General features: G+C 71.0%; 23 protein-coding genes and 2 tRNA genes. 18 read left to right on the top strand and 7 right to left on the bottom strand.

Annotation, left to right across the window (positions count from 1 at the left end; translation table 11 throughout):
• Positions 1 to 87: 87 nt before the first annotated feature.
• A complete protein-coding gene (locus FB047_RS12865) occupies positions 88 to 657 on the top strand; it encodes a peroxiredoxin (protein ID WP_136587607.1) in 570 nt (189 codons plus the stop codon).
• Positions 658 to 662: 5 nt separating this feature from the next.
• On the opposite strand, the gene FB047_RS12870 is transcribed toward FB047_RS12865, so the two are convergent.
• Both FB047_RS12870 and FB047_RS12875 read right to left on the bottom strand, forming a co-directional pair.
• The gene (locus tag FB047_RS12870; RefSeq protein ID WP_136587608.1) at positions 663 to 1,016 is read right to left on the bottom strand and encodes a hypothetical protein; all 354 of its coding nucleotides are present in this window, start codon (positions 1,014 to 1,016) and stop codon (positions 663 to 665) included.
• 92 nt (positions 1,017 to 1,108) lie between these two features.
• On the bottom strand, positions 1,109 to 1,480 hold the full coding sequence (locus FB047_RS12875) for a DUF7882 family protein (RefSeq protein WP_136587609.1): 372 nt from the start codon (positions 1,478 to 1,480) through the stop codon (positions 1,109 to 1,111).
• Between the two features lie 148 nt (positions 1,481 to 1,628).
• Here FB047_RS12875 and FB047_RS12880 point away from each other — a divergent pair, with 148 nt between their 5' ends.
• Complete coding sequence (locus FB047_RS12880; protein WP_136587610.1) at positions 1,629 to 2,057, top strand: MarR family winged helix-turn-helix transcriptional regulator; 429 nt, start codon at positions 1,629 to 1,631, stop codon at positions 2,055 to 2,057.
• On the opposite strand, the gene aztA is transcribed toward FB047_RS12880, so the two are convergent.
• Positions 2,029 to 2,718: a zinc ABC transporter ATP-binding protein AztA gene (aztA, locus tag FB047_RS12885; RefSeq protein WP_136587611.1), complete on the bottom strand. Its 690-nt coding sequence runs from the start codon at positions 2,716 to 2,718 to the stop codon at positions 2,029 to 2,031. The genes FB047_RS12880 and aztA overlap by 29 nt on opposite strands.
• A gap of 56 nt (positions 2,719 to 2,774) precedes the next feature.
• Between aztA and aztB the strand changes: the two genes are divergently transcribed.
• The 4 genes from aztB to aztD are packed head-to-tail and all read left to right on the top strand — an operon-like array spanning position 2,775 to position 7,015.
• Complete coding sequence (aztB, locus tag FB047_RS12890) at positions 2,775 to 3,629, top strand: zinc ABC transporter permease AztB (RefSeq protein ID WP_136587612.1); 855 nt, start codon at positions 2,775 to 2,777, stop codon at positions 3,627 to 3,629.
• Between the two features lie 13 nt (positions 3,630 to 3,642).
• Positions 3,643 to 4,854 carry an ABC transporter gene (locus tag FB047_RS12895; RefSeq protein ID WP_136587613.1) on the top strand — a complete coding sequence of 404 codons (1,212 nt, stop codon included), beginning with the start codon at positions 3,643 to 3,645 and terminating at the stop codon, positions 4,852 to 4,854.
• Between the two features lie 26 nt (positions 4,855 to 4,880).
• Positions 4,881 to 5,780, top strand: a complete 900-nt coding sequence (gene aztC / locus FB047_RS12900; protein WP_136587660.1) for a zinc ABC transporter substrate-binding protein AztC — start codon at positions 4,881 to 4,883, stop codon at positions 5,778 to 5,780.
• A gap of 32 nt (positions 5,781 to 5,812) precedes the next feature.
• A complete protein-coding gene (gene aztD / locus FB047_RS12905) occupies positions 5,813 to 7,015 on the top strand; it encodes a zinc metallochaperone AztD (protein WP_136587614.1) in 1,203 nt (400 codons plus the stop codon).
• Between the two features lie 75 nt (positions 7,016 to 7,090).
• Here aztD and FB047_RS12910 read toward each other — a convergent pair whose 3' ends face one another.
• The gene (locus FB047_RS12910; protein ID WP_136587615.1) at positions 7,091 to 7,978 is read right to left on the bottom strand and encodes a LysR family transcriptional regulator; all 888 of its coding nucleotides are present in this window, start codon (positions 7,976 to 7,978) and stop codon (positions 7,091 to 7,093) included.
• A 99-nt stretch (positions 7,979 to 8,077) separates the two neighbouring features.
• Here FB047_RS12910 and FB047_RS12915 point away from each other — a divergent pair, with 99 nt between their 5' ends.
• Complete coding sequence (locus tag FB047_RS12915) at positions 8,078 to 11,548, top strand: bifunctional proline dehydrogenase/L-glutamate gamma-semialdehyde dehydrogenase (RefSeq protein WP_240752799.1); 3,471 nt, start codon at positions 8,078 to 8,080, stop codon at positions 11,546 to 11,548.
• A 295-nt stretch (positions 11,549 to 11,843) separates the two neighbouring features.
• Here the strand turns inward: FB047_RS12915 and FB047_RS12920 are convergent, their stop codons facing one another.
• Complete coding sequence (locus FB047_RS12920; protein ID WP_136587616.1) at positions 11,844 to 12,518, bottom strand: pyridoxamine 5'-phosphate oxidase family protein; 675 nt, start codon at positions 12,516 to 12,518, stop codon at positions 11,844 to 11,846.
• Between the two features lie 81 nt (positions 12,519 to 12,599).
• Between FB047_RS12920 and pdxR the strand changes: the two genes are divergently transcribed.
• Positions 12,600 to 14,024, top strand: a complete 1,425-nt coding sequence (pdxR, locus tag FB047_RS12925; protein WP_136587617.1) for a MocR-like pyridoxine biosynthesis transcription factor PdxR — start codon at positions 12,600 to 12,602, stop codon at positions 14,022 to 14,024.
• A gap of 17 nt (positions 14,025 to 14,041) precedes the next feature.
• A complete protein-coding gene (locus FB047_RS12930) occupies positions 14,042 to 14,848 on the top strand; it encodes a MerR family transcriptional regulator (RefSeq protein ID WP_136587618.1) in 807 nt (268 codons plus the stop codon).
• A gap of 45 nt (positions 14,849 to 14,893) precedes the next feature.
• Here FB047_RS12930 and FB047_RS12935 read toward each other — a convergent pair whose 3' ends face one another.
• Entirely contained in the window at positions 14,894 to 16,483 is a 1,590-nt protein-coding gene (locus tag FB047_RS12935; protein WP_136587619.1) for a phytoene desaturase family protein, read from the bottom strand.
• 61 nt (positions 16,484 to 16,544) lie between these two features.
• On the opposite strand from FB047_RS12935, the gene FB047_RS12940 reads away from it, so the two are divergent.
• From FB047_RS12940 to FB047_RS12960, 5 genes are all read left to right on the top strand, one after another.
• Positions 16,545 to 17,342, top strand: coding sequence for an inositol monophosphatase family protein (locus tag FB047_RS12940; RefSeq protein ID WP_136587620.1), 798 nt, complete (start codon positions 16,545 to 16,547; stop codon positions 17,340 to 17,342).
• Positions 17,343 to 17,597: 255 nt separating this feature from the next.
• Positions 17,598 to 19,016, top strand: coding sequence for a M23 family metallopeptidase (locus FB047_RS12945; RefSeq protein ID WP_136587621.1), 1,419 nt, complete (start codon positions 17,598 to 17,600; stop codon positions 19,014 to 19,016).
• 67 nt (positions 19,017 to 19,083) lie between these two features.
• A tRNA-Thr gene (locus FB047_RS12950) sits at positions 19,084 to 19,155 on the top strand.
• Between the two features lie 27 nt (positions 19,156 to 19,182).
• Positions 19,183 to 19,256, top strand: a tRNA-Met gene (locus FB047_RS12955).
• A 281-nt stretch (positions 19,257 to 19,537) separates the two neighbouring features.
• Positions 19,538 to 20,671 (top strand): adenosylhomocysteinase, encoded by a 1,134-nt coding sequence (locus tag FB047_RS12960; RefSeq protein WP_136587622.1) that lies wholly within the window; start codon positions 19,538 to 19,540, stop codon positions 20,669 to 20,671.
• A gap of 176 nt (positions 20,672 to 20,847) precedes the next feature.
• Here the strand turns inward: FB047_RS12960 and FB047_RS12965 are convergent, their stop codons facing one another.
• Positions 20,848 to 21,849, bottom strand: coding sequence for an apurinic/apyrimidinic endonuclease family protein (locus FB047_RS12965; protein WP_136587623.1), 1,002 nt, complete (start codon positions 21,847 to 21,849; stop codon positions 20,848 to 20,850).
• 58 nt (positions 21,850 to 21,907) lie between these two features.
• Here FB047_RS12965 and FB047_RS12970 point away from each other — a divergent pair, with 58 nt between their 5' ends.
• Genes FB047_RS12970 through FB047_RS12985 form a run of 4 tightly spaced genes read left to right on the top strand, consistent with a single transcriptional unit; the run spans position 21,908 to position 25,514 of the window.
• Entirely contained in the window at positions 21,908 to 22,357 is a 450-nt protein-coding gene (locus tag FB047_RS12970; protein WP_136587624.1) for a hypothetical protein, read from the top strand.
• Positions 22,358 to 22,367: 10 nt separating this feature from the next.
• The gene (locus tag FB047_RS12975; RefSeq protein WP_136587625.1) at positions 22,368 to 23,669 is read left to right on the top strand and encodes an ABC transporter substrate-binding protein; all 1,302 of its coding nucleotides are present in this window, start codon (positions 22,368 to 22,370) and stop codon (positions 23,667 to 23,669) included.
• A gap of 13 nt (positions 23,670 to 23,682) precedes the next feature.
• On the top strand, positions 23,683 to 24,675 hold the full coding sequence (locus FB047_RS12980; RefSeq protein WP_240752800.1) for a carbohydrate ABC transporter permease: 993 nt from the start codon (positions 23,683 to 23,685) through the stop codon (positions 24,673 to 24,675).
• On the top strand, positions 24,675 to 25,514 hold the full coding sequence (locus FB047_RS12985) for a carbohydrate ABC transporter permease (RefSeq protein ID WP_136587626.1): 840 nt from the start codon (positions 24,675 to 24,677) through the stop codon (positions 25,512 to 25,514). Before FB047_RS12980 ends, FB047_RS12985 begins: the two co-directional genes overlap by 1 nt.
• Positions 25,515 to 25,543 lie beyond the last annotated feature (29 nt).

A 25,543-nucleotide genomic window follows, 5' to 3' on the forward strand; every position in this document is an offset into this window, starting at 1 on the left:
AAAAATCGCGTGGAGGGGGTCTCCCGTGGAGGGGTTTCCTTTGTCCTCGTCTCTGCACGGCACTCCCGGGAAGGACGCGCTCGCTCCATGGCCGACCACACCTCTCTGCCGCCCGATCTTCCGGTGCCGATCGATGACGGGGCGGCCGCGCACCTGCCCGGGCGACGGATGCCGGGGGTGACGCTGCCGACCTCCGACGGCGGCACGGTCGATCTCGGGGCGTTGCCCGCCGGTCGTACGATCGTCTACCTCTACCCCCTGACGGGGCGTCCCGACGCCGAGCTGCCCGAGGGGTGGGAGGAGATTCCCGGGGCGCGCGGCTGCACCACCGAGGCCTGCGACTTCCGCGACCACCACGAGGATCTTCGCCGCGCCGGGGTCTCGGCCGTCTTCGGGCTCTCGAGCCAGAACGTCGACTATCAGCGCGAGGTGGTTCGGAGGCTGCGTCTGCCCTTCTCGATGATCTCCGACGAGGGGTTCGTCGTGGCCGAGGCGCTGGGGCTGCCGACCTTCGCGGCGGAAGGGCACGCGCGCCTGTACGCGCGGCTGACGCTCGTGGTCGACGACGGTGGCATCACTCACGCGTTCTACCCCGTGTTCCCGCCGAACACCCACGCGCAGCAGGTGCTGCGATGGGTGGGGGAGAACCCGCGGTAGCGGGATCAGCAGGCGGCGAGGAGCGCTTTCGACTTCGTCTCGAGGAACGCCACGAGCGCACCGAGCACGTTGACCTCGTTGCCGAGGGTGACGAGTTCGACGGCGCTCAGCTCGATCACGTCGTCGCGGGCCTCCATCGTCGCCTTCCAGCTGCCGTCGCCGCCGGCGATCGGCTGCAGGTAGGTGATGGTCTTGGCGTTGCTGAGATCCACCACGATGAGGCCGATGTCGGCGTCGGGCTCGGCGTCGTCATCCTGTTCGAGGACACGGATGTCGCTCCCGGTCAGGTATCCCAGGGCGCGGAACTCCGCCAACCACGCCTCGAGCAAGGCCATGTCGAGCAACTTGCGAACCGGCATCCGTCACCTCGATCCATGCGCATGAATGTCATACGCCCCCCACATTATGGGGGGCGTACGGTGAGGCTTCCGTCGCGGGGTCGCGCGTGGTATCAGGCGGCGCGCACCGGCCGGCCGGCCGCCGCGCGAACGGGGTGCGCGGGAGTGCGCGAGGCCTCTTCTGCGGCCTCCCAGGTGCGGGTGTCGACGACGAGGCCGGACGCGGCGTTCGCCTGGTCGGCGAGGGAGCGGAGGTAGTCGCCGACGAGCTGCTCGGGCTCGGGCGACTCGAAGACGAAGCGCAGAGGGATGGCCGGCTGGAGCCAGATGGTGGAGCGGCCGGTCTCATCCGCCGTGCCGGTCCAGGTGAGCGTGAAGGATTCTCCACGGCGCAACTTCGTCGACGCGATCACCTTGATGTATCCCATCAGGCGGTCGGGAAGGGAGATGGGGGCGGTGTCGGAACCGTAGAACAGCGTGGCCATGATGATCTCCTTCGTCGATTGGTCGGGCTGAGTTGATTTCTAAGGTAACACGTATTTCACTCAGTTAATTATCTTCGCGAGATACTCAGGTTTCTCACTAGAGTGAGGATCAGCGACCGGCCGGGTCGCGTCGAGAGGGGGTTCCGTCGTGTCTCTCCCCTCCGCTCTGCTCGCGGCGCTGGACGACTACGTCGCAGCCCGCGACGAGGCCATCGCCCGTGCCCGGAACGAACTCAACGTGAGCGAGCTCGAGGCCTCGGCACTGTCGTGCATCGCCGACGAACCCGGCATCCGCCCCTCCAACCTGCGCGGTCACCTCGGGGTGACGGCGGCCGGGGTCACGACCCTGGTGGACCGTCTCATCGGTCGCGGCCTGCTGCGGCGCGAACTCGACGCCGAGGATCGCCGCGTCAATCACATCTACCTCGAGATCGATCTGGATGCCGAGCCGTGGGTCGCTCTGCGCCGGTTCCCCCGCGAGGTCGAAGAGGCCGTCCGCGAAGAGCCAGCGGAGGTCGCGGCGGCCGCGGCCGAGATGCTGTCGCGCGTCACCGCGCGCGTGCGCGCTCGCGGCTGACGCGCGCCTCCCCGTCGCCGACGACGCGGCCGTCCGCGAGGGCGACGACGCGATCGGCGGTCGCGATCAGCCGCTCGTCGTGACTCACGCACACCACCGTCGCGCCGCGGCGGAGCTCGTCCGCGATCGCCGCGCGATTCAGTGCGGCGCTCGCGGCGTCGAGACCCGTGGTCGGTTCGTCGAGCAGCAGGATGTCGGCCCGGCGGGCGAGCCCCTGCGCGAGCAGGGCCCGCTGTCGCTGCCCTCCCGACAGGATGCCGAAGGGGCGCCGGGCGAGAGCGGCGATGTCGAGGCGGCGCAGGGCCTCGTCGACGGCGGCATGATCGGTGCGGCCCATCGGGCGGAACGGGCCCGTGCGGCCCCAGGTGCCGACCGAGACGACGTCGCGAACGGTCAGGGGGAGGTGCTCGCCCACCGCCGCGCGCTGGGGGACGAAGGAGCGCGAGAGGCCGTGGGCGTCGACGTCGCCCGACGTCGGCGCGCGTGAGCCGGCAAGGGCTTCGAGCAGTGTCGACTTGCCCGCCCCGTTCGCCCCGACGACCACGGTGAGGGCGCCGCGGGGCACGTCGAGGTCGACGGCGTCCAGGGCCACCGTGCCCGAGAAGGTCACGCGCAGGGCGCGAGCGCGGAGGGCAGGGGTGGGGGCGGGTGACGGGGGCACGGCATCCACTATACGAGTTTGAGAATCGTTCTCACTTAACGCTACGGTCGATCACCGTGTCCTGGCTCCTCGATCCGTTCTCGCTCGACTTCGTGCAGCGCGCCCTCTGGGGCGGCGTCCTCGTCGCGGTGCTGTGCGCCGTCGCGGGGACCTGGGTGATCGTGCGGGGCATGGCCTTCCTCGGTGAGGCCCTGGCGCACGGGATGCTGCCCGGCGTCGCACTCGCCACCGTCGCGGGCCTGCCCGTGCTCCTCGGCGCCGCCGCGAGCGCCGTCGTGATGAGCCTGGGCATCGGCGTGCTCCAGCGGCGCGCGAAGCTGTCGTACGACACGAGCATCGGACTGCTGTTCGTCGGCATGCTCGCGCTCGGCGTGATCGTGATCTCGCACGCGGGGAGCTTCGCGACGGATGCCACGGCGATCCTGTTCGGCGACATCCTCGCGGTCGGCGCCGACGACCTCGTCGTGCTCGCGATCGCCGCGGCGATCGGCGTCGTCGCCGCGACGCTGGCGCACCGCGCGCTCGTGGCCGCCGCCGTCGACGAACGCGTCGCGACGGTGCTCGGATTGAAACCCCGTCTCGCGCAGACCGTGCTGGTGGGCCTGGTCACCCTCGCGGTGGTCGCGTCGTATCAGGCCGTCGGTTCCCTGCTGGTGGTGGGGCTGCTCGTGGCCCCCGCCGTGGCGGCCCGGCAGTGGACCGTGCGCATCCCCACGACGATGCTGCTCGCCGCGGTCGTGGGGGCCCTGGCTGTGGCCGTGGGGCTTCTCATCTCCTGGCACGCCGCCACCGCAGCCGGAGCCACCATCGCCGCCACCGCGATCGCCGCGGCCGGGCTGTCGTGGGCGCTGCGGGCCTCATCCGACGCCCTCCGCCGGCGCGCGGCATCCCCCGTTCCCCTTCCCGTCTGACCCGAAAGCCCCCATGCGTCCTTCCTCCCCGACCCGACGGGTCGCGCTGCTCGGCGCGCTCGCCATCTTCACCCTCGCCGGGTGCTCGGCCCCCGCCGCCTCCGCCCCGGAACCCTCCGTCGACACCCACGGCGCCATCGACGGGGCGACCGAGCTCGCCGAGCCCGCCCTCGGGCTGACCTCGGTCGACGCCGACGGTCGCGTGACGCACCTCGACCTCCTCGAGGAGACCACGACCGAGATCGGCGAGGTGCGCGTGCCCACCGCGGCGCACTCCGACGGCCGCTACCTCTTCGTGGCCGACGACGAGGGCGTCTCGATCGTCGACAGCGGCGTGTGGACCTGGGACCACGTGGACCACTTCCACTACTACCGGGCCGAGGCGCGCGTGCTGGGCGACGTCGACGGCGGCGGGACCGCCACCGTCGCGACCTCGAACTCCTCGACGACCGGCGGAACGGGGTTGTTCTTCCCCGCCTCCGGCGAGGCCGTCCTGCTCGACACCGAAGCCCTGTCGAAGGGCGAGATCGTCGAGCGGTTCCGTCTCGACCGTCCGCCCGGGGCGGGTCTCGTCGTCCCGGCCGGGTCGTTCGCCGCGGTCGCCGCGGGCGACGAGGTGTCGCTGCACACCGCCGACGGCGCCGAGGTGGGAACGCGCACCCCCTGCGTCGATCCGGCCGGCACCATCACCACGCGGGTGGGAGCGGTGATCGGATGCCGCGACGGCGCCCTGCTCGTCACCGTCGCCGACACCGGTCCCGCCGTGGAGCGGATCCCCTACCCGGAGGGGACGACGGCGCCGCGCGCCACGGTGTTCGCGAACCGCGAGGGGCGCCCGACCGTCGCCGCCCCCGCCGGGGAGGCCGGGATCTGGATGCTCGACACCCGTGAGCGCACCTGGACGCTCGTGCCGACGGCCGAGCCGGTCGTGCAGGCCACGGCCGTCGACGACAAGGACGCGAATCTGCTCGCCCTGACCCCGGACGGGCGCGTGCTCGTGCTCGACGGGGAGACGGGGGAGCTGCGCGCACGAACCGAGCCCCTGGTCGGCGCGAGCCTCGCCGCCGGTCGTCCCGTCTCGCTCCTCGCCGACCAGCAGCGCGCCTACCTCGGCGGCGCCGAGGAGGGACGCCTCTGGGAGCTCGACTTCGCCGACGGTGCGCGCGTCGCCCGCGAGTTCACCCCCGCGACCTCGCCGCTCTTCACGGCCGAGACGGGGCGATGACGATGACGATGACGATGCCGATGCCCGTGCGCCGGACCCTCGCCCTCGCCGTCACGGCCGCCCTGCTCGTCCTCACCGGATGCGCCGGGTCGGCGGCATCCGATCGTCCCCTCGTGGTGGTGACGACGAACATCCTCGGCGACGTCGTGTCGCACCTCGTCGGCGACGAGGCGGAGGTGCTCACGCTCATGCGGCCGGGCGCCGACCCGCACTCGTTCGAGATCTCGGCCGCCGAGGCCGCCCGCGTGCGCACCGCCGACCTGCTCGTGGCCAACGGTCTGGGGCTGGAGGAGGGACTGCAGCAGCACCTCGACGCCGCCTCCGCCGAGGGGGTGCGCACCTTCGTCGCCGGCGATGCGGTCGACGTGCTGCCCTACACCTCGACCGACGCGGACGGTGCGGACGATCCGCACTTCTGGACGGACCCCGCGCAGATGATCGCCGTGGTCGACGCGCTCTCGCCGCTGCTCGGCGAGATCGCCGGGCCGGCGGTCGCGGATCACGCCGCCGCGTACCGCGCCGAGCTCGAGACGCTGGATGCCGAGATAACCGCCGCCTTCGCCGCGATCCCGAGCGAGCGACGCGCTCTGGTGACCAACCACCACGTGTTCGGCTACCTCGCCGACCGCTTCGGGTTCCGTGTCATCGGCGCGGTCATCCCGGGCGGGACGACCCTCGCCGCACCGAGCGCGAGCGACCTGGCCGACCTCGTCTCGGCGATCGACGAGGCGGGGGTGCCGACGATCTTCGCGGAGTCGTCGTCTCCGGATCGTCTCGTGCGCGCGCTCGCCGACGAGGCCGATCGCGACGTCGAGGTGACCGAGCTGTTCACCGAGTCGCTGACCGACGCCGCGGGCGACGCCCCCGATTACCTGACCATGATGCGCGTCAACACGCAGCGCATCGCCACCGGCCTGTCGCCCTGAGCGTCGGCCACCACCTGAGAAAGAGAAATCACATGCGCAGTTCTTCCTTCCGCCGTGCGGGCCTGCTCGCGCTCGCGGTCGGCGCCACCGTCGGGCTCTCGGCCTGTGCGGGCGGCGCCGGTTCGGCCGCCCCCGCCTCGAGCGCCCCGGCCTCCGGCGAGGCGGCGACCCGGGTCGCCCTGTCGTACCCGGGCGGCATCGTCGTGCTCGACGGCGACACCCTCGAGACGCTCGCCGACGTCTCGAGCGAGGAGTTCACCCGCCTCAATTCGGCGGGCGACGGCCGCCACATCATGGTCACCACGAGCGCCGGCTTCCAGGTTCTGGACGCCGGGACCGCGGGCGACGAGCCCGCGCTCACCGACCTGGTCTTCGCGGCATCCAAGCCCGGCCACGTCGTGACGCACGGGGGCAAGACGGTCCTCTACGCCGACGGCACGAGCGACTCCACGATCTTTGACAGCGACGCCCTCCTGGCATCCACCGATTCGCTCCCCGCGGTCGAGACCGTCCCGGGCGTCGAGGCGCACCACGGCGTCTCGATCGTCCTCGAGGACGGCACCTTCCTCACCACGGTCGGAAACGCCGACGGCCGCAATGGGGCCGTGGCGAAGGATGCCGCGGGCGCGACGATCGCCGAGACCGCCGAATGCCCCGGCATCCACGGTGAGGGCACCGCGAAGGACGAGGTCGTCGTGTTCGGCTGCGAGAACGGCGCGCTCGTGTACGCCGACGGCGCCTTCACGAAGCTCACCGCCCCCGATCAGCCGTACGGACGCATGGGCAACGCCTACGTCAGCGACAGCAGCGCCGTCGTCGTGGGCGATTACAAGGACGACCGGGATGCCGAGGGCTACCTGCTCCACCGCGTCGCGCTGATCGACACCGCGGCGAAGAGCCAGCGCGTCGTCGACATGCCCGCCGGCGCGGAGTACACCTTCCGCGACGTCGCGCGCGGCCCGGGCGACCTGGCCTACGTGCTCGCCTCGGACGGCTCGATCCACGTGCTCGACCCCGTGACGGGTGTCTTCACCGACGCCTTCCCCGTGATCGACCCGTGGGACGGCCCCGTCGAGTGGCAGGACGCGCACCCCGCGATCAAGGTCTCGGGCGACATCGCCTACGTCACCGAGCCCGCGAAGAACGCCGTGCACGCGGTCGACCTCACCACGGGCGAGGTCACGACGAGCGCGACGCTCGACGAGACGCCGAACGAGATCGCGCTGACGAAGTAAGAGGAGGCGTCGCTCCCCTCGCCCCCGATCGGGACCCTCTCGGATCACGAGCGGGACCGCGGGGGGAGCGGCGCTTCACCGGCCGCCCCGGTCGTACGCCACCTGCAGTGCCCCGCGCACCGCGCGGACGCCGGGGCGGTCGGCCGTTCCGCGGCGCACCGCCGTGAACACCTCGCGGCGCGGCTCTCCCGGCAGGCCCACGAGCCGCACGGGCGGCGTCTCGCCGGCGAAGACCAGGTCGGGGATCAGGCCGACGGCATGACCGGATGCCACGAGTCGCACGTGCGCGGTGAGATCGGCCATCTCGAACCGCACGTAGGGCTCGAATCCGGCCGCCCGGCACTGCTGCGTCGCCCACTGCCGGGCGGCGGTGCCGACGGGCTCCATCACCCACGCGCGGTCGCGGAGGTCGTCGAGCCGTGCCGCGCCATCCCCGGGCGCGACGGCGAGGCGGATGGCATCCCGGCCCAGGAGTCCCCGCTCGAGGCCCTCGCGGTGTTCGCGCGTGTGGCCGGGGTACTGCTCGGCGACGGCGAGGTCGAAGCCGCGGGCGGCGACCTCGAACAGCCCCTCCTCAGGGGCGAGCTCGGCGACCTCGACGCGCAACTGCGGTTCGCTCGCGGCGAGGGCGTCGAGCGCGCGGGGGAGCAGACCGTGCGCCGCGGACTGCATCACGGCCAGACGCACGGGGGCGAGGGACGGGCGCATGCGCTCGAGCTCGGCGCGCGCGGCCTCGTCGGCGGCGAGCATGCGGGCCGCGTGCGCGGCGAGGGCGGCGCCCTGCGCCGTCAGACGCACGCGGCGCCCGTCGGGCTCGAGCAGGGCCACCCCGGCCTCCTTCTCGAGCAGGGCGAGCTGCTGCGAGATCGTCGAAGGGCTGTAGGAGAGGGCATCGGCGACGGCGGCGAGCGTGCCGCGCACGCTCAGCTCGTGCAGCAGGCGCAGGCGGCGCAGATCGAACACGGCATCCCTTCGGCTCTATCGAACAGTATGCGTCAGGAATCATCGCTTTTCTCGAACGAATGCGCGCCTCATGCTGAGAGCATCCGAGGAAGGATCGCCATGTCGCTCACCGATGTCCCCGACACCACGTCCGGCCCCACCCCCGCTCCGCGACCTGCTCACGGGCTCGTGTCGCCCCACGAGCTCGCCGACGAGGCGATCGCCCTCGTGCGCCGCTGGCTCGCCGAGAGCCGCGACGAGCCGGTCGACGCCGCCGCCGAGCGCCTGGCCGGCGTGCTGCGCGATCCGCACGGCCTCGACTTCACGGTCGGCTTCGTCGACGGCGTCGTGCGACCCGAAGACGTGCGCGTCGCCGCGCGCAACCTCGCCGCGCTGACCCCGCTCATCCCGGGGTTCCTGCCGCTGCACCTCAAGGCCGCGATCCGCCTGGGCGCGTTCGCCGCCCCGATCCTGCCGCAGGTCGTGGTCCCCGCCGCCCGCACCGCCCTGCGCTCGATGGTGCGCCACCTCATCGTCGACGCCACCGACGGCAAGCTCGGCGGGGCCATCGCCTCGATCCGCGGCCGGGGAGACGGCATCCGCCTCAACGTCAACCTGCTCGGCGAGGCGATCCTCGGCAAGAAGGAAGCCGCGCGACGCCTGGCCGGCACCCGCAAGCTGCTCGCCCGCGACGACGTCGACTACGTCTCGATCAAGGTCTCGTCGACCGTCGCCCCGCACACCCCGTGGGCCTTCGACGCCGCCGTCGACGACGCCGTCGCCGCGCTCCGTCCCCTGTACCGGGTCGCGAAGGAGACGGGGACGTTCCTGAACCTCGACATGGAGGAGTTCAAGGACCTCGACCTCACCCTCGCCGTGTTCGAGACGCTGCTGTCGGAGCCGGAGTTCCACGGCGTCGAGGCGGGGATCGTCCTGCAGGCGTACCTGCCCGATGCGCTCGCCGCGATGATCCGCCTGCAGGAGTGGACGGCCGCGCGGGTGGCATCCGGGGGCGCGCCCATCAAGGTGCGCGTCGTCAAGGGCGCGAACCTGCCGATGGAGCGCGTGGATGCCGACGTGCACGACTGGCCGCTGGCCACCTGGCCGTCGAAGCAGGCGACCGACGCGTCGTACAAGGCCGTGCTCGACTACGCCCTGCGCCCCGAGCACATGAAGAACGTGCGGATCGGCGTCGCCGGACACAACCTCTTCGACGTCGCCCTCGCCTGGCTCCTCGCCGAGCGCCGCGGGGTCACCGGCGGCATCGACGTCGAGATGCTCCTCGGCATGGCCACCGCGCAGCAGGCCGTCGTGCGGCGCACGGTCGGCTCGATCCTGCTTTACACGCCCGTCGTGCACCCGCAGGAGTTCGACGTCGCGATCGCCTACCTCATCCGCCGTCTCGAAGAGGGCGCGTCGAGCGAGAACTTCATGTCGGCCGTGTTCGACCTCGACACCCACGCGGCCCTGTTCGCCCGCGAGCGCGACCGCTTCCTGGCATCCCTCGCCGACATGCCCGAGGGGGTGCCCGCGTCGCACCGCGTGCAGGACCGCACGGCTCCCGCGGCTCCCGCGCCGACGCACGGCTTCCGCAACACCCCCGACTCCGACCCGGCGATCGCCGCGAACCGCGACTGGTCGCGCGCGATCATCGCCGGCATGCCGGAGTCGACCCTGGGCCGCGACATCATCGCCGCCCACACGGTCACCGACGAAGCCGCGCTGAACGCGCTGATCCAGGATGCCGCGGACGCCGCCGCCGCGTGGCGCGCGCTCGGGGCCGCCGGTCGCGCCGAGATCCTGCACCGCGCCGGGGACGCGCTCGAGAAGCGCCGCGCCGACCTGCTCGAGGTCATGGGCGCCGAGTGCGGCAAGGTCATCGAGCAGAGCGACCCCGAGGTGTCGGAGGCGATCGACTTCGCGCACTACTACGCCGAGCAGGCGCGCACGCTCGAGGGCGTCGACGGCGCGACCTTCACCCCCGTCGGGGTGACCGTGGTGACGCCGCCGTGGAACTTCCCCGTCGCGATCCCCGCGGGCTCCACCCTCGCCGCGCTCGCCGCGGGCTCGGCCGTCGTCATCAAGCCCGCGGGCCTCGCCGAGCGGTCGGGTGCCGTGATGGTGGAGGCGCTGTGGGAGGCGGGCGTCCCGCGCGAGGTGCTGAAGCTCGTGCAGGTGTCGGAGAACGACCTCGGGCGCCAGTTGCTCACCCACCCCGCCGTCGAGCGGGTCGTTCTGACCGGCGCGTACGAGACGGCCGAGCTGTTCCGCTCGTTCCGCCCCGATCTGCCGCTGCTCGCCGAGACGAGCGGCAAGAACGCCGTGATCGTCACGCCCAGCGCCGACCTCGACCTCGCGGCCAAGGACGTCGCGATGTCGGCGTTCGGACACGCCGGACAGAAGTGCTCCGCGGCATCCCTCGTCGTGCTCGTCGGCTCGGTCGCGCGCTCGCGGCGCTTCCGCGACCAGCTCGTCGACGCGGTCACCTCCCTCGAGGTCGGGATGCCGTGGGACGAGGCCTCGCGCGTGGGACCCCTCATCGAGCCGGCTCAGGGCAAGCTCCTGCAGGCGCTCACGACCCTCGAGCCCGGCCAGCGCTGGGTGGTCGAGCCGCAGAAGCTCGACGACGACGGCTCGCTGTGGCGTCCCGGCATCCGCGAGGGCGTCCAGCCCGGCAGCGCCTTCCACCGCACCGAGTACTTCGGGCCCGTGCTCGGCATCATGACCGCCGAGACGCTGGAGGAGGCGATCGAGATCGTCAACGCGATCGAGTACGGCCTCACCTCGGGGCTCCACGCCCTCGACGAGGCCGAGATCCAGCAGTGGCTCTCGCGCATCGAGGCGGGAAACGTCTACGTCAACCGCGGCACCACCGGCGCCATCGTGCAGCGTCAGCCCTTCGGTGGCTGGAAGAAGTCGGCGGTCGGCGCGGGCACCAAGGCGGGCGGCCCGCACTACCTCTTCGGGTTCGGCACGTGGGCGGATGCCGCCTCCACGGCACCCCGCACCCCCGACGCCCTCGCCGCCCCGGCGCTGGCCGCCGTACCCGCCGCCGAGCGCGAGTGGCTCGCCGCGGCGCTCGCGAGCGACGCCGCCGCGTGGGCCGAGGAGTTCTCGCTGGCCCGGGACGTGACCGGCCTCGAGTCGGAGCAGAACGTGCTGCGCTATTCGGCGGTGCCGGTGACGGTACGCGTCGAGGACGCTCCGTCGTCGGCCCTCGTTCGCGTCGTGGCCGCGGGGGTGCGTGCGGGCTCGGCCGTGACCGTGAGCTCCGCCGTCGAGCTGTCGCCCGCGGTGCGCGCGTGGCTCGAGGGCGTCGGCGTGCGGGCTTCCGTCGAAGACGCGGCGGACTGGGGCCGCCGCGCGGCTCGCCTCGCCCGGACCGGCGGCCGTGTCCGTCTGCTCGGCGGGTCGCCTGTCGCGGTGGCCGAGGCGACCAACGGCTCGCCCTCGGTCGCCGTGTATGCCGGCGAGGTCACCCGCGCCGGGCACGTCGAACTGCTGCCGTTCCTGCGCGAGCAGGCCGTGTCGATCACCGCGCACCGCTTCGGCACGCCGCGGCGCTACGAGGTTCCGCCGCTGGTCGGCTGAGCGGGACGCCCGTCGAGAGCGCCCGCGGTCCGTCGGAGACGTGGGCACGGCCGAGGGGCGCACAACTCCTGCGGAAAGGCGGTCCCGGGCGCATCGGCGCCCTCTCGCGCGACCGAATGCAGGAGTTGTGCTGCGGGTCGGAGCTCGTTCCGGGGTACCGACGGGGACCGGCGACGCTGCGCGGGCGGAAGTCCTGCGTCAGGGCGCCGGTCGCGCCTCGTCACGGACGTCGGATGCCGGGGATTCGGTCGGGCCGTGCCCGCAGCCGTGGCGCGGCGCCCGGATCGGGCGGCGGCTACGCCGTCCCCGACACCGCGATGCGCGCGGCCGCGCGGCCGATCGAGGCCGGAACGGGAGTCCCCGCCGCCGTCTGCGCCGACGTCACCGGTTCACCGGCGACCACCCGCAGCGGCAGGGTGCCCGCCCACACCGCGCGGTCCTCGCCGTCGTCGTCCTCCTCGACGAGGGAGCCGGCGTTGTCTTTCACACTCGCCTCGGCGAGGGGGATGCGCAGGACCATCGTCGCGGCGAGCTCTCGCGCGGTCATCGGCCGGACGTCGGCGCTGCGTCCCGGCATGAGGTGCTCCGACAGGGCGAGCAGGGCCGCCTCCTTCTCCTCCGGGGGGACGACGGATGCCACGCCGTGCACCACCGCGCAGCGGTACCGCATCGAGCTGTCGAAGAGGGAACGGGCGTACTTCAGGCCGAGCAGGTGCGTCACGGTCACGCAGACCGGCGCGCCGGCGGCGATCCGACGGAAGAAGTCGCTGCCGGTGGAGCCGTGGATGAGCAGGTCGTCGCCGTCGCGTCCGATCCCGACCGGCAGAGCGACAGGGCGGTCGTCGCGCACGATCGCGACCGTCGCCGACAGGGCGTCGTCGATCACCCCGTACAGGGTGGCGCGGTCGGTGCGCTGGTGGTGGGGGAGACGGCGGACGCGCGTGAGGGCGGTCAGGGGCAGATCGGTCATGCCCCGATTCCATCGCGACCACTGGTCTCCCGTGTAGTCCGGTTCCACGACTTCTCGGTGGACCAGTGACAGGATCGAGGCGTGATCGACGTCGGCATCCTGGATCGCGGCGCAGCCGCTCCGCTGCACGAGCAGCTCGCCCACGGCATCCGGGCGGCCGTGCTCGCCGGGCGTGCGCGCGGCGGGGACGTCGTGCCGTCGACGCGCGCGCTCGCGGCCGACCTGGGACTCGCGCGGGGGACCGTCGTCGCGGCGTACGAGATCCTCCTCGGCGAGGGCTATCTCGTCTCCCGACCGGGCGGAGGCACGACGGTCGCCGACATCCCCCGCGCGCCGAGCGTCGCGCCCACCGCCTCCGCGCCGGTCGACGTCGCGGAGGCCGCGCCCGTCGTCGACCTGCGCCCCGGTCGCCCGGGCACCGCGGGCGTCGTCGACGCGGCATGGCGGTCGGCCTGGCGTCGCGCGAGCGCGCTCGAGGCCGCTCCCGACGTGACCGACGTCACGGGCGACCCCGCCCTGCGGGCCGCGATCGCCGCGCATCTCGCGCGCACCCGCGGCCTCGCCGTCGCGCCCGACGAGGTGATCGTGACCGCGGGGACGAGCGACGCGATGCTGCTCACCCTGCTCGCGCTCGCGCCGCGCGGGCCCCGGCTGCGCGTCGGCATCGAGAATCCCGGATACCCGCGGGTGCGCAGCCTGCTCGACCGTCTCGGCGCCCAGGCCGTCCCGATCCCCGTCCGCCTCGCGACGGGCCTCGATCTCGACGCGCTCGAGGCCCACCGCGATCTCGACGCGGTGATCGTGACCCCGCACCACCACTATCCGCTCGGAAGCAGATGGGATGCCGCCGCCCGCTCGCGCGTGCTCGGGTGGGCGGCGCGCAGCGGGACCGTCGTCGTCGAAGACGACTACGACAGCGAGTTCCCGCACGGACGGGTCCCGCTCCCGCCGCTGCACCTGCTCGATCCCGCGGGAGTGGTGTCGATCGGCACCCTGTCAAAGGTGCTGAGTCCCGCGTTGCGGTGCGGCTGGATCGTGGCGACCGGCGTGCTCCGGGACCGGCTCGTCGCGGCGCGGGAGGATCTCGATCCGACCGTGTCGCAGGTGCAGCAGCACGCCCTCGCGCTCTACCTCGCCGAGGGCGCCCTCGCCCGCCACACCGCCCGTCGCCGCCGCGACTACCGCCACCGCCGCCGGCTGCTGCTCGACGCGTTCGCGGGGGTCGACGGGGTGACGCTGACCGCGACCGACGGCGGCCTGCACGCGGTGGTGCTGCTCGACGACGCCCCACCGGCGTCGGAGCGTGCGGTGGTCGACGCGCTCGCCGCCCGCGGCATCCTGGTCTCGCCCCTGTCGGGCTACGCGGTGCCGGGGACCGCGGTGGACCTGCCCGCGGGGATCGTGTTCGGCTACGCGGAGCCGTCGACTCCGGCGCTGATGGAGGCCGTCGGCTGGATCATCGCGGTGGCGCGCAATGCCGCCCGAGTTGACCCTGACACGGTGTGAGGGAGGAGAACGGAAGCATGTTGTCCATCGGAGCGTTCGCGCAGATCGGTCAGGTGACCCACCGGATGCTGCGGCACTGGGACACCGCCGGATTGCTCGTGCCCGCGCACGTGGACGAGCACAGCGGATACCGCTCGTACGATCCGTCGCAGCTCGAGAGGCTGCACCGGATCGTCGCGCTCCGGCAGCTCGGATTCGGTCTCGACGACGTCGCCGCGATCCTGGGTCAGGGGGTGGATGCCGACCGCATCGCCCTCCTGCTCCGCGAGCGCCGCGCCGAGGTCGAGCGCGAGCATCGCATCGCCGCCGCGCGGCTCGTCGACGTGGAGCGGCGCCTCCACCTCATCGAAGGAGAGAAGCACATGCGAGATATCGAGATCGTCCAGAAGTCGCTGCCCGCGGTCCGCCTCGCGGCGCGTCGCCGCCTCGTCGCCGACGGCGCCGAGATGGCGGAGGTCGTCGGCGCGACTTTCGACGCGGTCGCGGCGGTCATCGGCGCCGAGAAGGGGGCGCTCGACACCCCGGTCGCCCAGTACGCTGCCCGGGAGGACGGCACCGAGCTGATCGCCGGGTACGTCTCCGCCGCCGGCGCCGTGGGCGATGGCGTCGAGATCGTCGAGCTCCCCGCGGTCGCGGTGGCCGTGTGCGGCATCCATCTCGGGTCGATGGATCGGATCGGCGAGAGCTGGCAGTCGATCCATGCGCAGATCCTCGACCGCGGGTTCGTTCCGTCGGGCCCGTGCCGCGAGCTGTACGTGCGGGCCGAATCCGACGATCAGGCCGACTGGGTGACCGAACTGCAGCAGCCGGTCATCGCCGCCTGACCCGGCGCGCGGCCGGGGTCGGGGCGCGCCGAACCGCCCCGCCCCTCAGTCGCCCAGGATCTCCAGCGCCGCCATCGCGGCGTTCTGCCCGCCGATCCCGCTGACCGCTCCGCCGCGCTGCGCGCTCGATCCGCACAGCAGCACGCGCGGGTGCGGAGTCGACACCCCCCACCGCGCCGCGGGCGTCGACGCGGGGGCGTCCAGCCAGGGCCACGACAGCGCCCCGTGGAAGATGTCGCCGCCGACCATGTTGAGCGACTCCTCGAGATCGCGGGTCGTCCGGGCCTCGATGCACAGGCGCCCGTCGGGCGCACGCAGGATGCAGTCGCGCAGCGGCTCCGCGATGACCGACTCGAGCGAGGCCTGCGCGGCGGCGAGCAGCTTCGCGCCCGCGGCGACGGGATCCATGTCGGCGATGAGCCGGTGCGGCACCTGGAGCCCGAACATCGTCAGGGTCTGCGCGCCGTCGGCGACGAGGTGGTCGCCGAGGATCGACGGGTCGGTCAGCGAGTGGCAGTAGATCTCGACCGGGAGCGGGTCGGGGATGAGCCCTCCGGATGCCGCCGCGTACGCGGCATCCACCTGGGTCATCGTCTCGTTGACGTGGAAGGTGCCCGAGAAGGCGGCCTCGGGGGTGACCGACTCGTCGCGCAGGCGGGGCAGCCGCGACAGGAGCATGTTCACCTTCACCTGCGCTCCCTCGGGCGTCTCGGCGCCCGTCGTCTCGCTGCCGCCCGCGGCCAGGAGGCGGTCGAGCACGGCGCGGCCCACACCGCTGAGGACGAGCTCGCCGTGGAACACCTCGGAGCGGTCCGTCATGGTGTGCACGTCGCCGTCGGGGGAGATCGAGATCGCCTCGACGCCGGTGAAGATCTCGGCGCCGGACTCGAGGGCGACGCGCTCGAGCTCCTTCGTGACGGTGCCCATTCCGCCGACCGGGACGTCCCAGTCGCCGGTGCCGCCGCCGACCACGTGGTAGAGGAAGCACCGGTTCTGGGCGAGGGAGGGGTCGTCGGACGTGGCGAAGGTGCCGATCAGCCCGTCGGTGAGGGCGATGCCCCGCACGAGATCGCTCTCGAACGACCTGCGCAGCAGATCGCCGAGCGGCCGGGTCGTGAGCGCCTCCCACAGGTCGTCGTCGCCCACGCGCTCGCGCAGCTCGTCCGCCGTCGGCAGGGGGTCGGTCATCGTCGGGAACACCGCTTCGGCCAGCGGTGCCAGGCGCGCGCCGAAGGCCGAGAACCGCTCCGCCTCGGCGGCACCGTCGTCGCCGAGGGTCCGGACGAACGACGCGGTCGTCGCCGCGGCATCCCGGGTGTCGATCAGGATGCCGCGGGAGGGATCGCGCGGATCGGGAGTGTAGGAGGAGTACCGGCGCCGTTCGAGCCTGATGCGCAGCCCGAGGTCGTCGATGATCTTCTGCGGCAGCAGGCTCACCAGGTACGAGTAGCGCGACAGGCGCGCGTCGACGCCGAACCACGGGCGTTCCGACACGGCGGCTCCGCCCACCGCCTCGGCTCTCTCGATCACCGCCACGCGGCGCCCGGCCCGGGCGAGGTAGGCCGCGGCGACCAGGGCGTTGTGCCCGCCCCCCACGATGACGACGTCGTACTGGCGAGAATCCGAAGCGGTCATGGCCCCACGCTACTGAGCCGGGCGCATTCGGCGCAGGGGGTGGCGCAGTAGCGTGGATGCCATGACCCTTGCCGCAGAACTGCTCGACATCGCCGCGCGCATCGCCCGCGAGGCCGGCGAACTCGCCCACCGCCGTCGGCAGGAGGGCGTGACGGTGGCCGCCACCAAATCGGCCGCGGCCGACATCGTCACCGCCGCCGACCGCGAGGTCGAGGCGTTCATCCGCGCCGAGCTCACCCGGGAGCGGCCCGACGACGGCTTCTTCGGTGAGGAGTCGGGCGCCGAGCAGGGCACGAGCGGCATCACGTGGGTCGTCGACCCCATCGACGGCACCGTGAACTACGCCTACGGCATCCCCGCGTGGGCGGTCAGCATCGCCGCCGTCGAGGGGACGGCCGACACCGCCGCGTGGACAGCGCTCGCGGGGGCGGTCTTCAACCCCGTGACGGGTGAGCTGTTCCGCGCGTCCCGCGGTGGGGGAGCGTGGCTCGGCGACCGCCGCCTGTCGGTGAGCGAGGTGGGCCCCGCCGGAGGGCTCGTGGCCACCGGCTTCGGGTACGACCCCGAGACGCACGGCCCCGCCCTGGCGCAGTTGGCGCGCGTGATGCCGATCGCGCGCGACGTGCGTCGTATCGGCGCCGCCTCGCTCGATCTGGCCTCGGTGGCCGCCGGTCGTGTCGACGCCTACTACGAGCGCGGGACGCAGCCCTGGGATCACGCGGCCGGATCCCTGCTCGTGCAGGAGGCCGGCGGAACGGTCGGCGGAGCCCCCGGAGGCCGCCCTGGCAACGGCATGGTGATCGCCGCGGGGCCCGCGTTTTTCGCGCGCCTCGAGCCCCTTCTCGACTACGACAGGTGAAAACGAGGGGCGTTCATGGCATTCCCAGACCTGCCGAGGTAGGGTGTTTACCAGTTCGTTATTTTTCCGTGACCCGAATCCGCGGAAATGGCCAAGCCCCCAAAGCCCGAAGCCGTCGCGCCTGCGACACGACACGAGAGCCCCCGCGCGTTGCCGTCAGAAGCCCCCGAGACTGAGCCCGCCCCCACCCGGCGGTCTCGTCGCCCCCTCACCACGCCTGCCGTTGAGCCCGCCCCGCGATTGACCCGCGCCGAGATGCGCCGTCTCGCGGCGAGCGAGAGCCCGGTCGCCGTCGCCGAGGAGTCCGCTCCGAAGCCAGCCGATCCGGCCCCCGTCGACGCCGAGTCCGCCTCTCAGCCCGAGCTGATCGAGAACGTCGCCGTCGCGGTCATGGAGACCGTCATCGCCGCGACCATCGAGCCGACGCTGCCTCCCCGCGAGGCTGCTCCCGAGGCGCCGGTCGACGATGCGGCCGACGCCCTCGAGGTCACCGTCGTCGAGGAGCCTCGCTCCGACGAGGTCGCCGTCATCCTGCAGAGCGCCGACAGCGATGTCGCGACCACGCCCGTCTCGCTGCCGACGTCGCCGATCACCCTCCCGGTCTCGCGCCGGTCGCGCCGTCGCCCCGCGGCATCCGTCATCCTCGACTCGGCCGTCGACGAGTCCGCCGCCGCCGAGGGCATCGCGGCAGAGCCCGTCGCCGTCGCTCCGGTCGACGAGGCCCCGGATGCCACGATCCCGGCGCCCGCGGCATCCGTCGCTCCGGCCGACGCCGATGCCGACGCCGACGAGTTCGTCGCCGCCGCGCGTCTGTTCTCCTTCACCGGCGAGACCGCCGTGCAGGCCGCGACTCCGGTCGTCGCGCCGCGCGAGCCCGTCGCCGAGGGCCTTCCCGCCGCAGCCGGAGCAGCCCCCCGCACCCGCCGCAACGTCCGTCGCATCGCGGCCACGTCGTTCTCGGTCGGTGTGATGGGCGTCGTCGGCCTCCTCACCGTCGGCATGACCATGCCGGTGAGCGCCCTTGCTTCGGCCAGCGGCACCGACAGCGTCACGGCTCCCGCCGAGGCCGCCACGACCCGCCTCGCGGTCGGTGGCAGCGACGTCGCCGCGGGCGACGGCGAGATCCAGGCCTACGTGGCCCCCGCGCAGGCGCAGTCCGGCGTCGTCGACCGCGCCGACGACGGCTACAGTGCCACGACCTACGCGAAGATGGCCCTCGACTCGGGCATCACGCGTCCGTCCGACTTCTACACCAACAACCCGAACTCGCCGATCCAGTGGCCGTTCGCCGTGGGTGTGTCGATCTCGTACGGCTTCGGCATGCGCGACGGCGGTTTCCACGAGGGCGCCGACTTCGTTCCCGGCGAGGGGTCGCCCGTCCAGGCGATCGCCGACGGCACGGTGCGCATCGCGACCGAGCAGGGCGGCGCCTTCGGCGTGACCGTGCTCATCGACCACGAGATCGACGGACAGCTCGTCTCGAGCCGCTACGGCCACATGCAGTACGGCTCCCTGCCGGTCACGCAGGGCGAGCACGTGAAGGTGGGCCAGTTCCTCGGCCGCACCGGAAACACGGGTCGCTCGTTCGGTGCGCACACGCACGTCGAGATCCTCCAGAACGGCACGACGCCGATCGATCCGATCGCATGGCTGCGCCAGCACGCCGGAGGTTGAGCCTCGATTCGTAAGAGAGTGTCTCGGTCTGATATTCTCTTCTAGTTGCCCGGAGCGATCCGGGTACGCCCCGATAGCTCAGTGGCAGAGCACTTCCATGGTAAGGAAGGGGTCGTCAGTTCAATCCTGACTCGGGGCTCAAGCATCCGGTTTCCGGATGCCACGCGGCGGGGTAGCTCAGTTGGTGAGAGCGCACGACTCATAATCGTGAGGTCGCGGGTTCAAGCCCCGCTCCCGCTACAGGTTCCGCAGATCAGCCCCGGTTTTCACCGGGGCTTCTGTCGTTCCCGGGCGCGAATCCTCCGTGACCGAGGCAGCGCCTTCATCGAGGCGCCGACCGAGCCGGTGGCCTCCCCGCCACGAGCCCGCGCGGGATTATGCTCGCCCCATGCTGATCGCCGCCGAGCACGGTCGCGGGTCTCGTCCCGCGCCGATCTTCGGTGATCACTCCTACCGTTCCGAGCTCTATCAGTGAGCCGGGTGCCGTCCCTCGTCACCTTCTCTCACTGATCGGAACACCCATGACCATCCGCACCTACCCGACCCCTCCCGCGCCCGGAATCGACTGGGCCGCCGCGCACATGCCCCTCACCCGCGAGGCCGTCCGAGAGCTCGGCTCCGTCTTCCGCGGGCTGCGCATCGCGATGTGCCTCCACATCGAACCGAAGACGGCTGTCCTCGTGCGCCTGCTCGCCGAGGCGGGAGCCGAGGTCTCGCTGACCGGTTCGCCCGGCACGACCCGCGAGGACGCGGCCGCCGATCTGCGCGAGCGGGGCGTCGCCGTCCACGCCGCGCGCGACGACGCTGCGCCCCGCGTCGCCGCGGTGCTCGCGAGCGACCCCCATCTCATCCTCGACAACGGGGGAGACTTGTTCCGAGGCGTCCTCGACGGTCATCCCGCCCCGCACCTGCGCGGCGGCACCGAGGAGACGACGACGGGTGGCATCGTCCTGCGTCGACGCGCGGCCGACGTGCGGCATCCGATCGTCGTCATCAACGACAGTCCGCTCAAACTGCTCGTCGAGAACCGCTTCGGGGTCGGGCAGTCGGTGGTCCAGGCGTTCATGAACGCGACGAACCTCATGATCCCCGGCTCCCGCGCCACGGTGGTCGGCTTCGGCCCCTGCGGGCGGGGGACCGCGCATACCCTGCGCCAGCTCGGAGCGGTGGTCACCGTGGCCGACATCGACCCTTACCGCGCTCTCGAGGCCTCGCTCGAGGGGTTCATCGTCGCGGATCTCGACGAGGCGCTGGAGCGCGCGCGTCTGGTGTTCCTGGCGACCGGGGCGCCGAAGGTGCTCGGCGCCGCGCAGATCGACCGGCTCGCGGACGGCGCGATCATCGCCGGCGTCGGCCACCACCCGTGGGAGATGGACCTCGAGGCCCTGGGGCAGCCCACCGCCGCCGAGGGGTTCCACGCCTCGTACGATCTCGCGGGCGGCCGCACGGTGCACGTGATCGCCGACACGAACATGGTCAACCTGGTCGCCGGGTTGGGCAATCCGATCGAGGCGATGGACCTCGGCCTGACGCTGCAGGCGCGTTCGCTGGCCGCCGTCGCGCGCGGCGAGGTCGAGCGCGGGGTGCATCCTGTTCCGGATGCGGTGGACCGCAGCGTCGCGGCGGCCTTCCTGCGTCGGCGGACGGCGGGCTGAGGCGAGCTTCTCCTGGCGGCGTCTTCAATGCGCGGTGCTGACCGGTCGATTGGTCACAGGCGCACCGAGGTGCGACGCGCAACGTGACATGCGCCGAATCGTCAGCTGATTCGGCGCGGGGGATTCCGCCAAGCGATCCGGTCGACGCGCCTCTCGCGAAATGTCCAGCGCCCATTTCATACCCGATCGAACAACGCGCGATGACGCCGTGTCATTTCGAGTGCGGGGTGTGTGTCGGAATCCAGCCAGTCATGTCCGCCCCATTCGCTACAGACGAAGCCGCGATAGCCGTGGCGTCGGAGGGCGTCCTTGACGACGCGCGTCTCATCGGCGGTCCGCCCGCGTTCATCGAGATCCCAATACTTCAGATGGACCGACATGACGTCGTCGAAAAAGTCGTCCCAGTCAACGATGTCCGCGCATCCGAATCGACGGAAAGGCATCTCGAGGCGGCGGATGGCGGCCGGGGGGAGGCTCATCCCCGCGATCGCGTCTTGCGTCCGACGCCATCCGTCACTTGCGTGGCTCTGCCAGAGATCCTCGACCTCGATGAGCAGTGCGTCGGGCACGCCGTCGGCGAGGAGAGCCTCACGCCACGTCGGGGGTACAGCGGACATGATGAGGCTGGTGTCGAACACGAACCCGATGCGGTCCGTGTCGAGCTTGTCCCGCTGTCGGCGGATCTCGTCGATGGCGGGGGAGTCGGGTCTCGCGCCGGCTTGAACCTCGAAGAGAAGTCGCACGCCCCATCTCTCGAGGTCGGGGAGAAGCTGCTCGCGGAGGCCTGCGTGGACGCTTCCGAGGCTGATCCGGATGCCGAAGAACCCCATGACGGATGCAGCATGGGCTTGCCGGGAAAGCATCTCCAGATCGTCATCCATGGAGCGCGGGCCCCGCGCGTCGATGCGCCGATCGAGGTAGGCGCCCATCATCGTCGGCGTCAGGCCGGAAGCGTCGATGCTGCGCCGAAACGCGTCGATCTCTGTGCGCGCGAAAGCGGGAAATGAGGCGAAGTGCTGTGCTGCGTCTACCTCAACGGCGTCAGCAACTGCGGCGCTCGCCACCCCGCGGAGAAGCTCGTCGGCGGTTCGCTCGCGCTCGTGCAGCTCGTTGGTGAAAGAAAACATCGTCACTGCCCACGTCATGTCGGGTGCGGTGGGGGGATCGGAAAGGCGCATGCTGGCAGCATAGGCACGTGCTATTGACTTGGGTAGGTAATACTTCTACTGTGACATCGTGACGATGGCGACGAAGCTGCTGCATAGGGACGCGGTGTCGATGGATGACACCTCCGTCCGGGTCACACTCGGCCTGCCCTGGTATCGATCGATCCCATGGGCGGGTGTCGCGTCTCTGGCGGTCGAGGTCGACGGGCGTGACCTGGGTCCCGTGAGCCGGATTGATGGACGCGACGCGTCGCGCTTGAGTCAGAGGGGCGATTACTGGTCGATCCAAAGGTGGGCGGAGCTGCAGTTCGCGCTCGCTCCCTGGCTGCGTGTGGGAGTCCCTGCCGTCGTTCGCGCGCGGATCGGTTTGCGCATTCCCGGACCGCTTCAGGCGGACGGCAGCCCCCTCCCTGTCGATTTTGAAGCCGAGAGGCTCGTCGTTGTCCTCTCCTCCGTCGATTCCCTCGAGCAGGGCCGCTCATCTCCCCCGCGACGTAATACCCACAGCACAACCCGATGAAAGGTCAAAGATGCCCAAGAATCACCCCGTATCTCGGCGCTCTGTCGTCGTGCCACTGGCGCTGCTCGGTGCCTCCGTCCTCTCCCTCGCGTCCTGCTCGTCGAACGGCGGGGGCGAGGCGGATCCGAACGCTCCGGTCACTCTGCGCCTGTCAGTCGAAGCTGGTGCCGTACGGGCGCCGATCGCCGTGATGGCGGACAAGTATTCCGAAGAGAACCCCAACGTCACCTTCGATGTGGAGGAGGTGCCCAATGAGCAGTATGGAGAGGTGCTGCGCACGCAGCTGCAGGGCGGCAACGCCTCGGACGTCTTCTATGTCACCGGCGGTAACGGCAATCCGCACTCGGCGCTTCCCCTGGCGGAGGCGGGCTATCTTGAGCCGCTGACCGACACCAGCGCCGCGGAACTCTACAACGATCAAACGCGTTACCTCAGCGAGTGGAACGACCAGCTCTGGACGCAGCCTGTTGACTTCGTGCCCATCACCAATAATTACAACGTTACGGCGGCGGAAGAACTGGGCATCAAGCTCCCCTTCCGAACGGTGGCGGAGGTGAAAGCGGCCTGCAAGACGGCGCAGGCTGGCGGTAAGACGCTGCTGCGACTCGCCGGGTCGACGGTTCCGAACAACGGTTTGACAACTCTGCAGTTCGCCGCCACACGTGTCTACGCAGACGAGCCGGATTGGAACGCCAAGCGCACGAATGGAGAGGTGACCTTCGCTGACACCGCGGGGTGGAAGGAGTCGCTCCAACTGATCCTCGACCTCCGAGACGCCGGGTGCTTCCAGAACGGTGTCGAGGCGGGTGTCGTCGCCGACAACGTGCCGAATGTGGCGGCCGGCAACGCGATCGGTGCATTCGCGCCGGGCGGCGCCGTGGGCGACATGCGACGGATCAATCCGGACGCTTCCTTCATCTCGACGGCGTTCCCCGGGGATGCCGGCGAGGAATACATGTTCGCTTCCCCGAGCAACATGCTGGGCATCAACGCGAAATCGGGGGCGAACGAGAAAGCTGCCGCCAAGGCGTTCCTCGCCTGGCTCGCGGAACCGGAAAACGCCGATGCGCTGGCCGAGACGAGCGGAAACCTCAGCATTCGCGCCGGCGCCGGGTCTGCGTTGCCCGAGCAGTACTCGTCCATCGCGACCTACTTCGAGCAGAACAACTACCAGCCGCTCGCCAACCTGGGCTGGCCGTCGCCCGAGGTGTACAACACGCTCGGCACGGGTGTTCAGGGTCTGCTGACCGGGCAGACGACGATTGATGACGTCCTTGCGTCTATGGACGCCGCCTGGGATGCCGCGAGCTGACGTGAGACGGAGGGTGCCGGCGTCGATCGTCGATCTCGTCGGCACCCCCAAACCGGAAGAGAAGGTCATGGTCACTGTTGCCCCTGTGCCAACGCCCGTTCCCACCGAGGTGGACGAACCACCTCGGCCGCGACGCGTGCGCCGCGCGCTCTTCGCGTCGTGGTGGTGGGCGATACCCGCCCTGGTCGTTGCGTTCGTCGTCCACTACCTTGCCGTCGCCGTCGGTGGGCTCTACGCCTTCACCGACTGGAGGGGGATCGGCGCCTGGAACTGGGTCGGCCTGGAGAACTTCATCCAGATTTTCTCCGGAGAACTCGGGCAGAGGTCGGTGTGGAACACGCTTCTGCTGGCCTTCGGGTTCGTCGTCGGGACGAACATATTCGGACTGCTGCTTGCGCTCGGACTCAATCGCGGTGTGAAGCTCCGGTATGTGTTGCGGGTCGTCATCTTCATGCCGACGGTGCTGAGTCCTCTCGCCGTCAGCTACATATGGCGCTTCATCTATCAGCCCGACGGGGCGCTGAACGGCTTCCTTGGAAATCTAGGCTTGGAATCCCTCCAGCGCACGTGGCTGGCGGATCCCCAGGCGGCCGTGTGGACCATCCTCGTCGTAATGGTCTGGCAGAGCACCGGAATGGTCATGGTCATCTATCTGGCAGGTCTGGCGGGCGTCCCCCAGGAGATCGAGGAAGCGTCACTCATCGACGGGGCGAGTGTGTGGCAGCGCTTCCGGTACGTCACCCTCCCCAGCATCCGTCCGTCGGTCGTGATCGCGTCGACGCTCATGGTCATCCAGGGGCTGCGCGTTTTCGATCAGGTGATGGCGCTCACAGGCGGAGGACCTTTCAACGCGACGGAGACGCTCGCCACTCAGGTCTACAAGCAGACCTTCGCTTATGGGCAGTTCGGCTATGGAGCCGCCCTGTCCCTTGTCCTGACCGTTCTGATTCTGGTGATCTCGCTCGTACAGCTCGCGCTCGTCCGAGGCCGGGGAGAGGCTCGCTGATGCTGACCAAGTACCGTCTGTCCACGCTGATCCGCGAGATCATCCTCGTCCTGATCGGCATCGCCGTCCTGATCCCGTTCTGGATCCTGCTCGTGACAGCCTTCAAAAGCCCCCTGGAGGCCGCCTCGTCGTCGGCTGTCGCACCTCCGACGGTCTTCGACCCGAGCGGATTCGTCCAGGCCGTCTCTGGTTCCGGCAACCGCAACGTGCTCGTTGCGATGCTCAACAGCGCCGTGATCACGGCCGGAAGCGTCATCCTGCTCATCCTCATTGGTTCCATCGCCGCCTACACGATCGCGCGGCGTCCCGGTCGCTTGGGCAATGCGGCCTACATCGGTTTCGTCGTCGGCATCATCCTGCCCTTCCAACTCGCGATGTTGCCGACCTACGTGGCCCTGCGCTCGATCGGCCTGTTGGGCTCCCACGTCGGCATGATCCTCCTGTACACCGGATTGCTCATGCCCCTCGCCGTCTTCCTTTACACGGGGTTCGCCCGTGTAGTCCCGGCTGACTATGAGGAAGCGGCGTCAATAGACGGGGCGAGCAAGTTCCGCATCTTCGTGAACATCGTCTTCCCTCTCCTCGCACCCGCGACGGGCACGGTGGCCATCATGACCGGGCTCATTGTCTGGAACGACTTCTTCACTCCGCTCATCTTCTTGAGCGGCTCCAAGGCAACCACTCTGCCGGTCATGATGTACAGCTTCGTCGGCGAGAACGCGACGCAGTGGAACGTCATCTTCGCCGTCGTGATCCTCTCGATGATTCCGATTCTCACCTTCTATCTCTTCGCCCAGAAAAAGTTCATCCAGGGCTTTGCCGGGGGCATGAAGGGCTGAACGCCGCTCCGGCACCTCTCACGAAAGGA

Origin of the sequence: Microbacterium hydrothermale (assembly GCF_004854025.1) — a bacterium.
Classification (GTDB): domain Bacteria; phylum Actinomycetota; class Actinomycetes; order Actinomycetales; family Microbacteriaceae; genus Microbacterium; species Microbacterium hydrothermale.

Excerpts from the sequence above, each read along its gene's own strand:
- FB047_RS12865 (WP_136587607.1), top strand. The coding sequence starts at position 88 with ATGGCCGACCACACCTCTCTGCCGCCCGATCTTCCGGTGCCGATCGAT.
- FB047_RS12870 (WP_136587608.1), bottom strand. The coding sequence starts at position 1,016 with ATGCCGGTTCGCAAGTTGCTCGACATGGCCTTGCTCGAGGCGTGGTTG.
- FB047_RS12875 (WP_136587609.1), bottom strand. The coding sequence starts at position 1,480 with ATGGCCACGCTGTTCTACGGTTCCGACACCGCCCCCATCTCCCTTCCC.
- FB047_RS12895 (WP_136587613.1), top strand. The coding sequence starts at position 3,643 with ATGCGTCCTTCCTCCCCGACCCGACGGGTCGCGCTGCTCGGCGCGCTC.
- aztD (WP_136587614.1), top strand. The coding sequence starts at position 5,813 with ATGCGCAGTTCTTCCTTCCGCCGTGCGGGCCTGCTCGCGCTCGCGGTC.
- FB047_RS12915 (WP_240752799.1), top strand. The coding sequence starts at position 8,078 with ATGTCGCTCACCGATGTCCCCGACACCACGTCCGGCCCCACCCCCGCT.
- FB047_RS12920 (WP_136587616.1), bottom strand. The coding sequence starts at position 12,518 with ATGACCGATCTGCCCCTGACCGCCCTCACGCGCGTCCGCCGTCTCCCC.
- FB047_RS12930 (WP_136587618.1), top strand. The coding sequence starts at position 14,042 with ATGTTGTCCATCGGAGCGTTCGCGCAGATCGGTCAGGTGACCCACCGG.
- FB047_RS12935 (WP_136587619.1), bottom strand. The coding sequence starts at position 16,483 with ATGACCGCTTCGGATTCTCGCCAGTACGACGTCGTCATCGTGGGGGGC.
- FB047_RS12940 (WP_136587620.1), top strand. The coding sequence starts at position 16,545 with ATGACCCTTGCCGCAGAACTGCTCGACATCGCCGCGCGCATCGCCCGC.
- FB047_RS12945 (WP_136587621.1), top strand. The coding sequence starts at position 17,598 with ATGCGCCGTCTCGCGGCGAGCGAGAGCCCGGTCGCCGTCGCCGAGGAG.
- FB047_RS12960 (WP_136587622.1), top strand. The coding sequence starts at position 19,538 with ATGACCATCCGCACCTACCCGACCCCTCCCGCGCCCGGAATCGACTGG.
- FB047_RS12965 (WP_136587623.1), bottom strand. The coding sequence starts at position 21,849 with ATGCGCCTTTCCGATCCCCCCACCGCACCCGACATGACGTGGGCAGTG.
- FB047_RS12975 (WP_136587625.1), top strand. The coding sequence starts at position 22,368 with ATGCCCAAGAATCACCCCGTATCTCGGCGCTCTGTCGTCGTGCCACTG.
- FB047_RS12985 (WP_136587626.1), top strand. The coding sequence starts at position 24,675 with ATGCTGACCAAGTACCGTCTGTCCACGCTGATCCGCGAGATCATCCTC.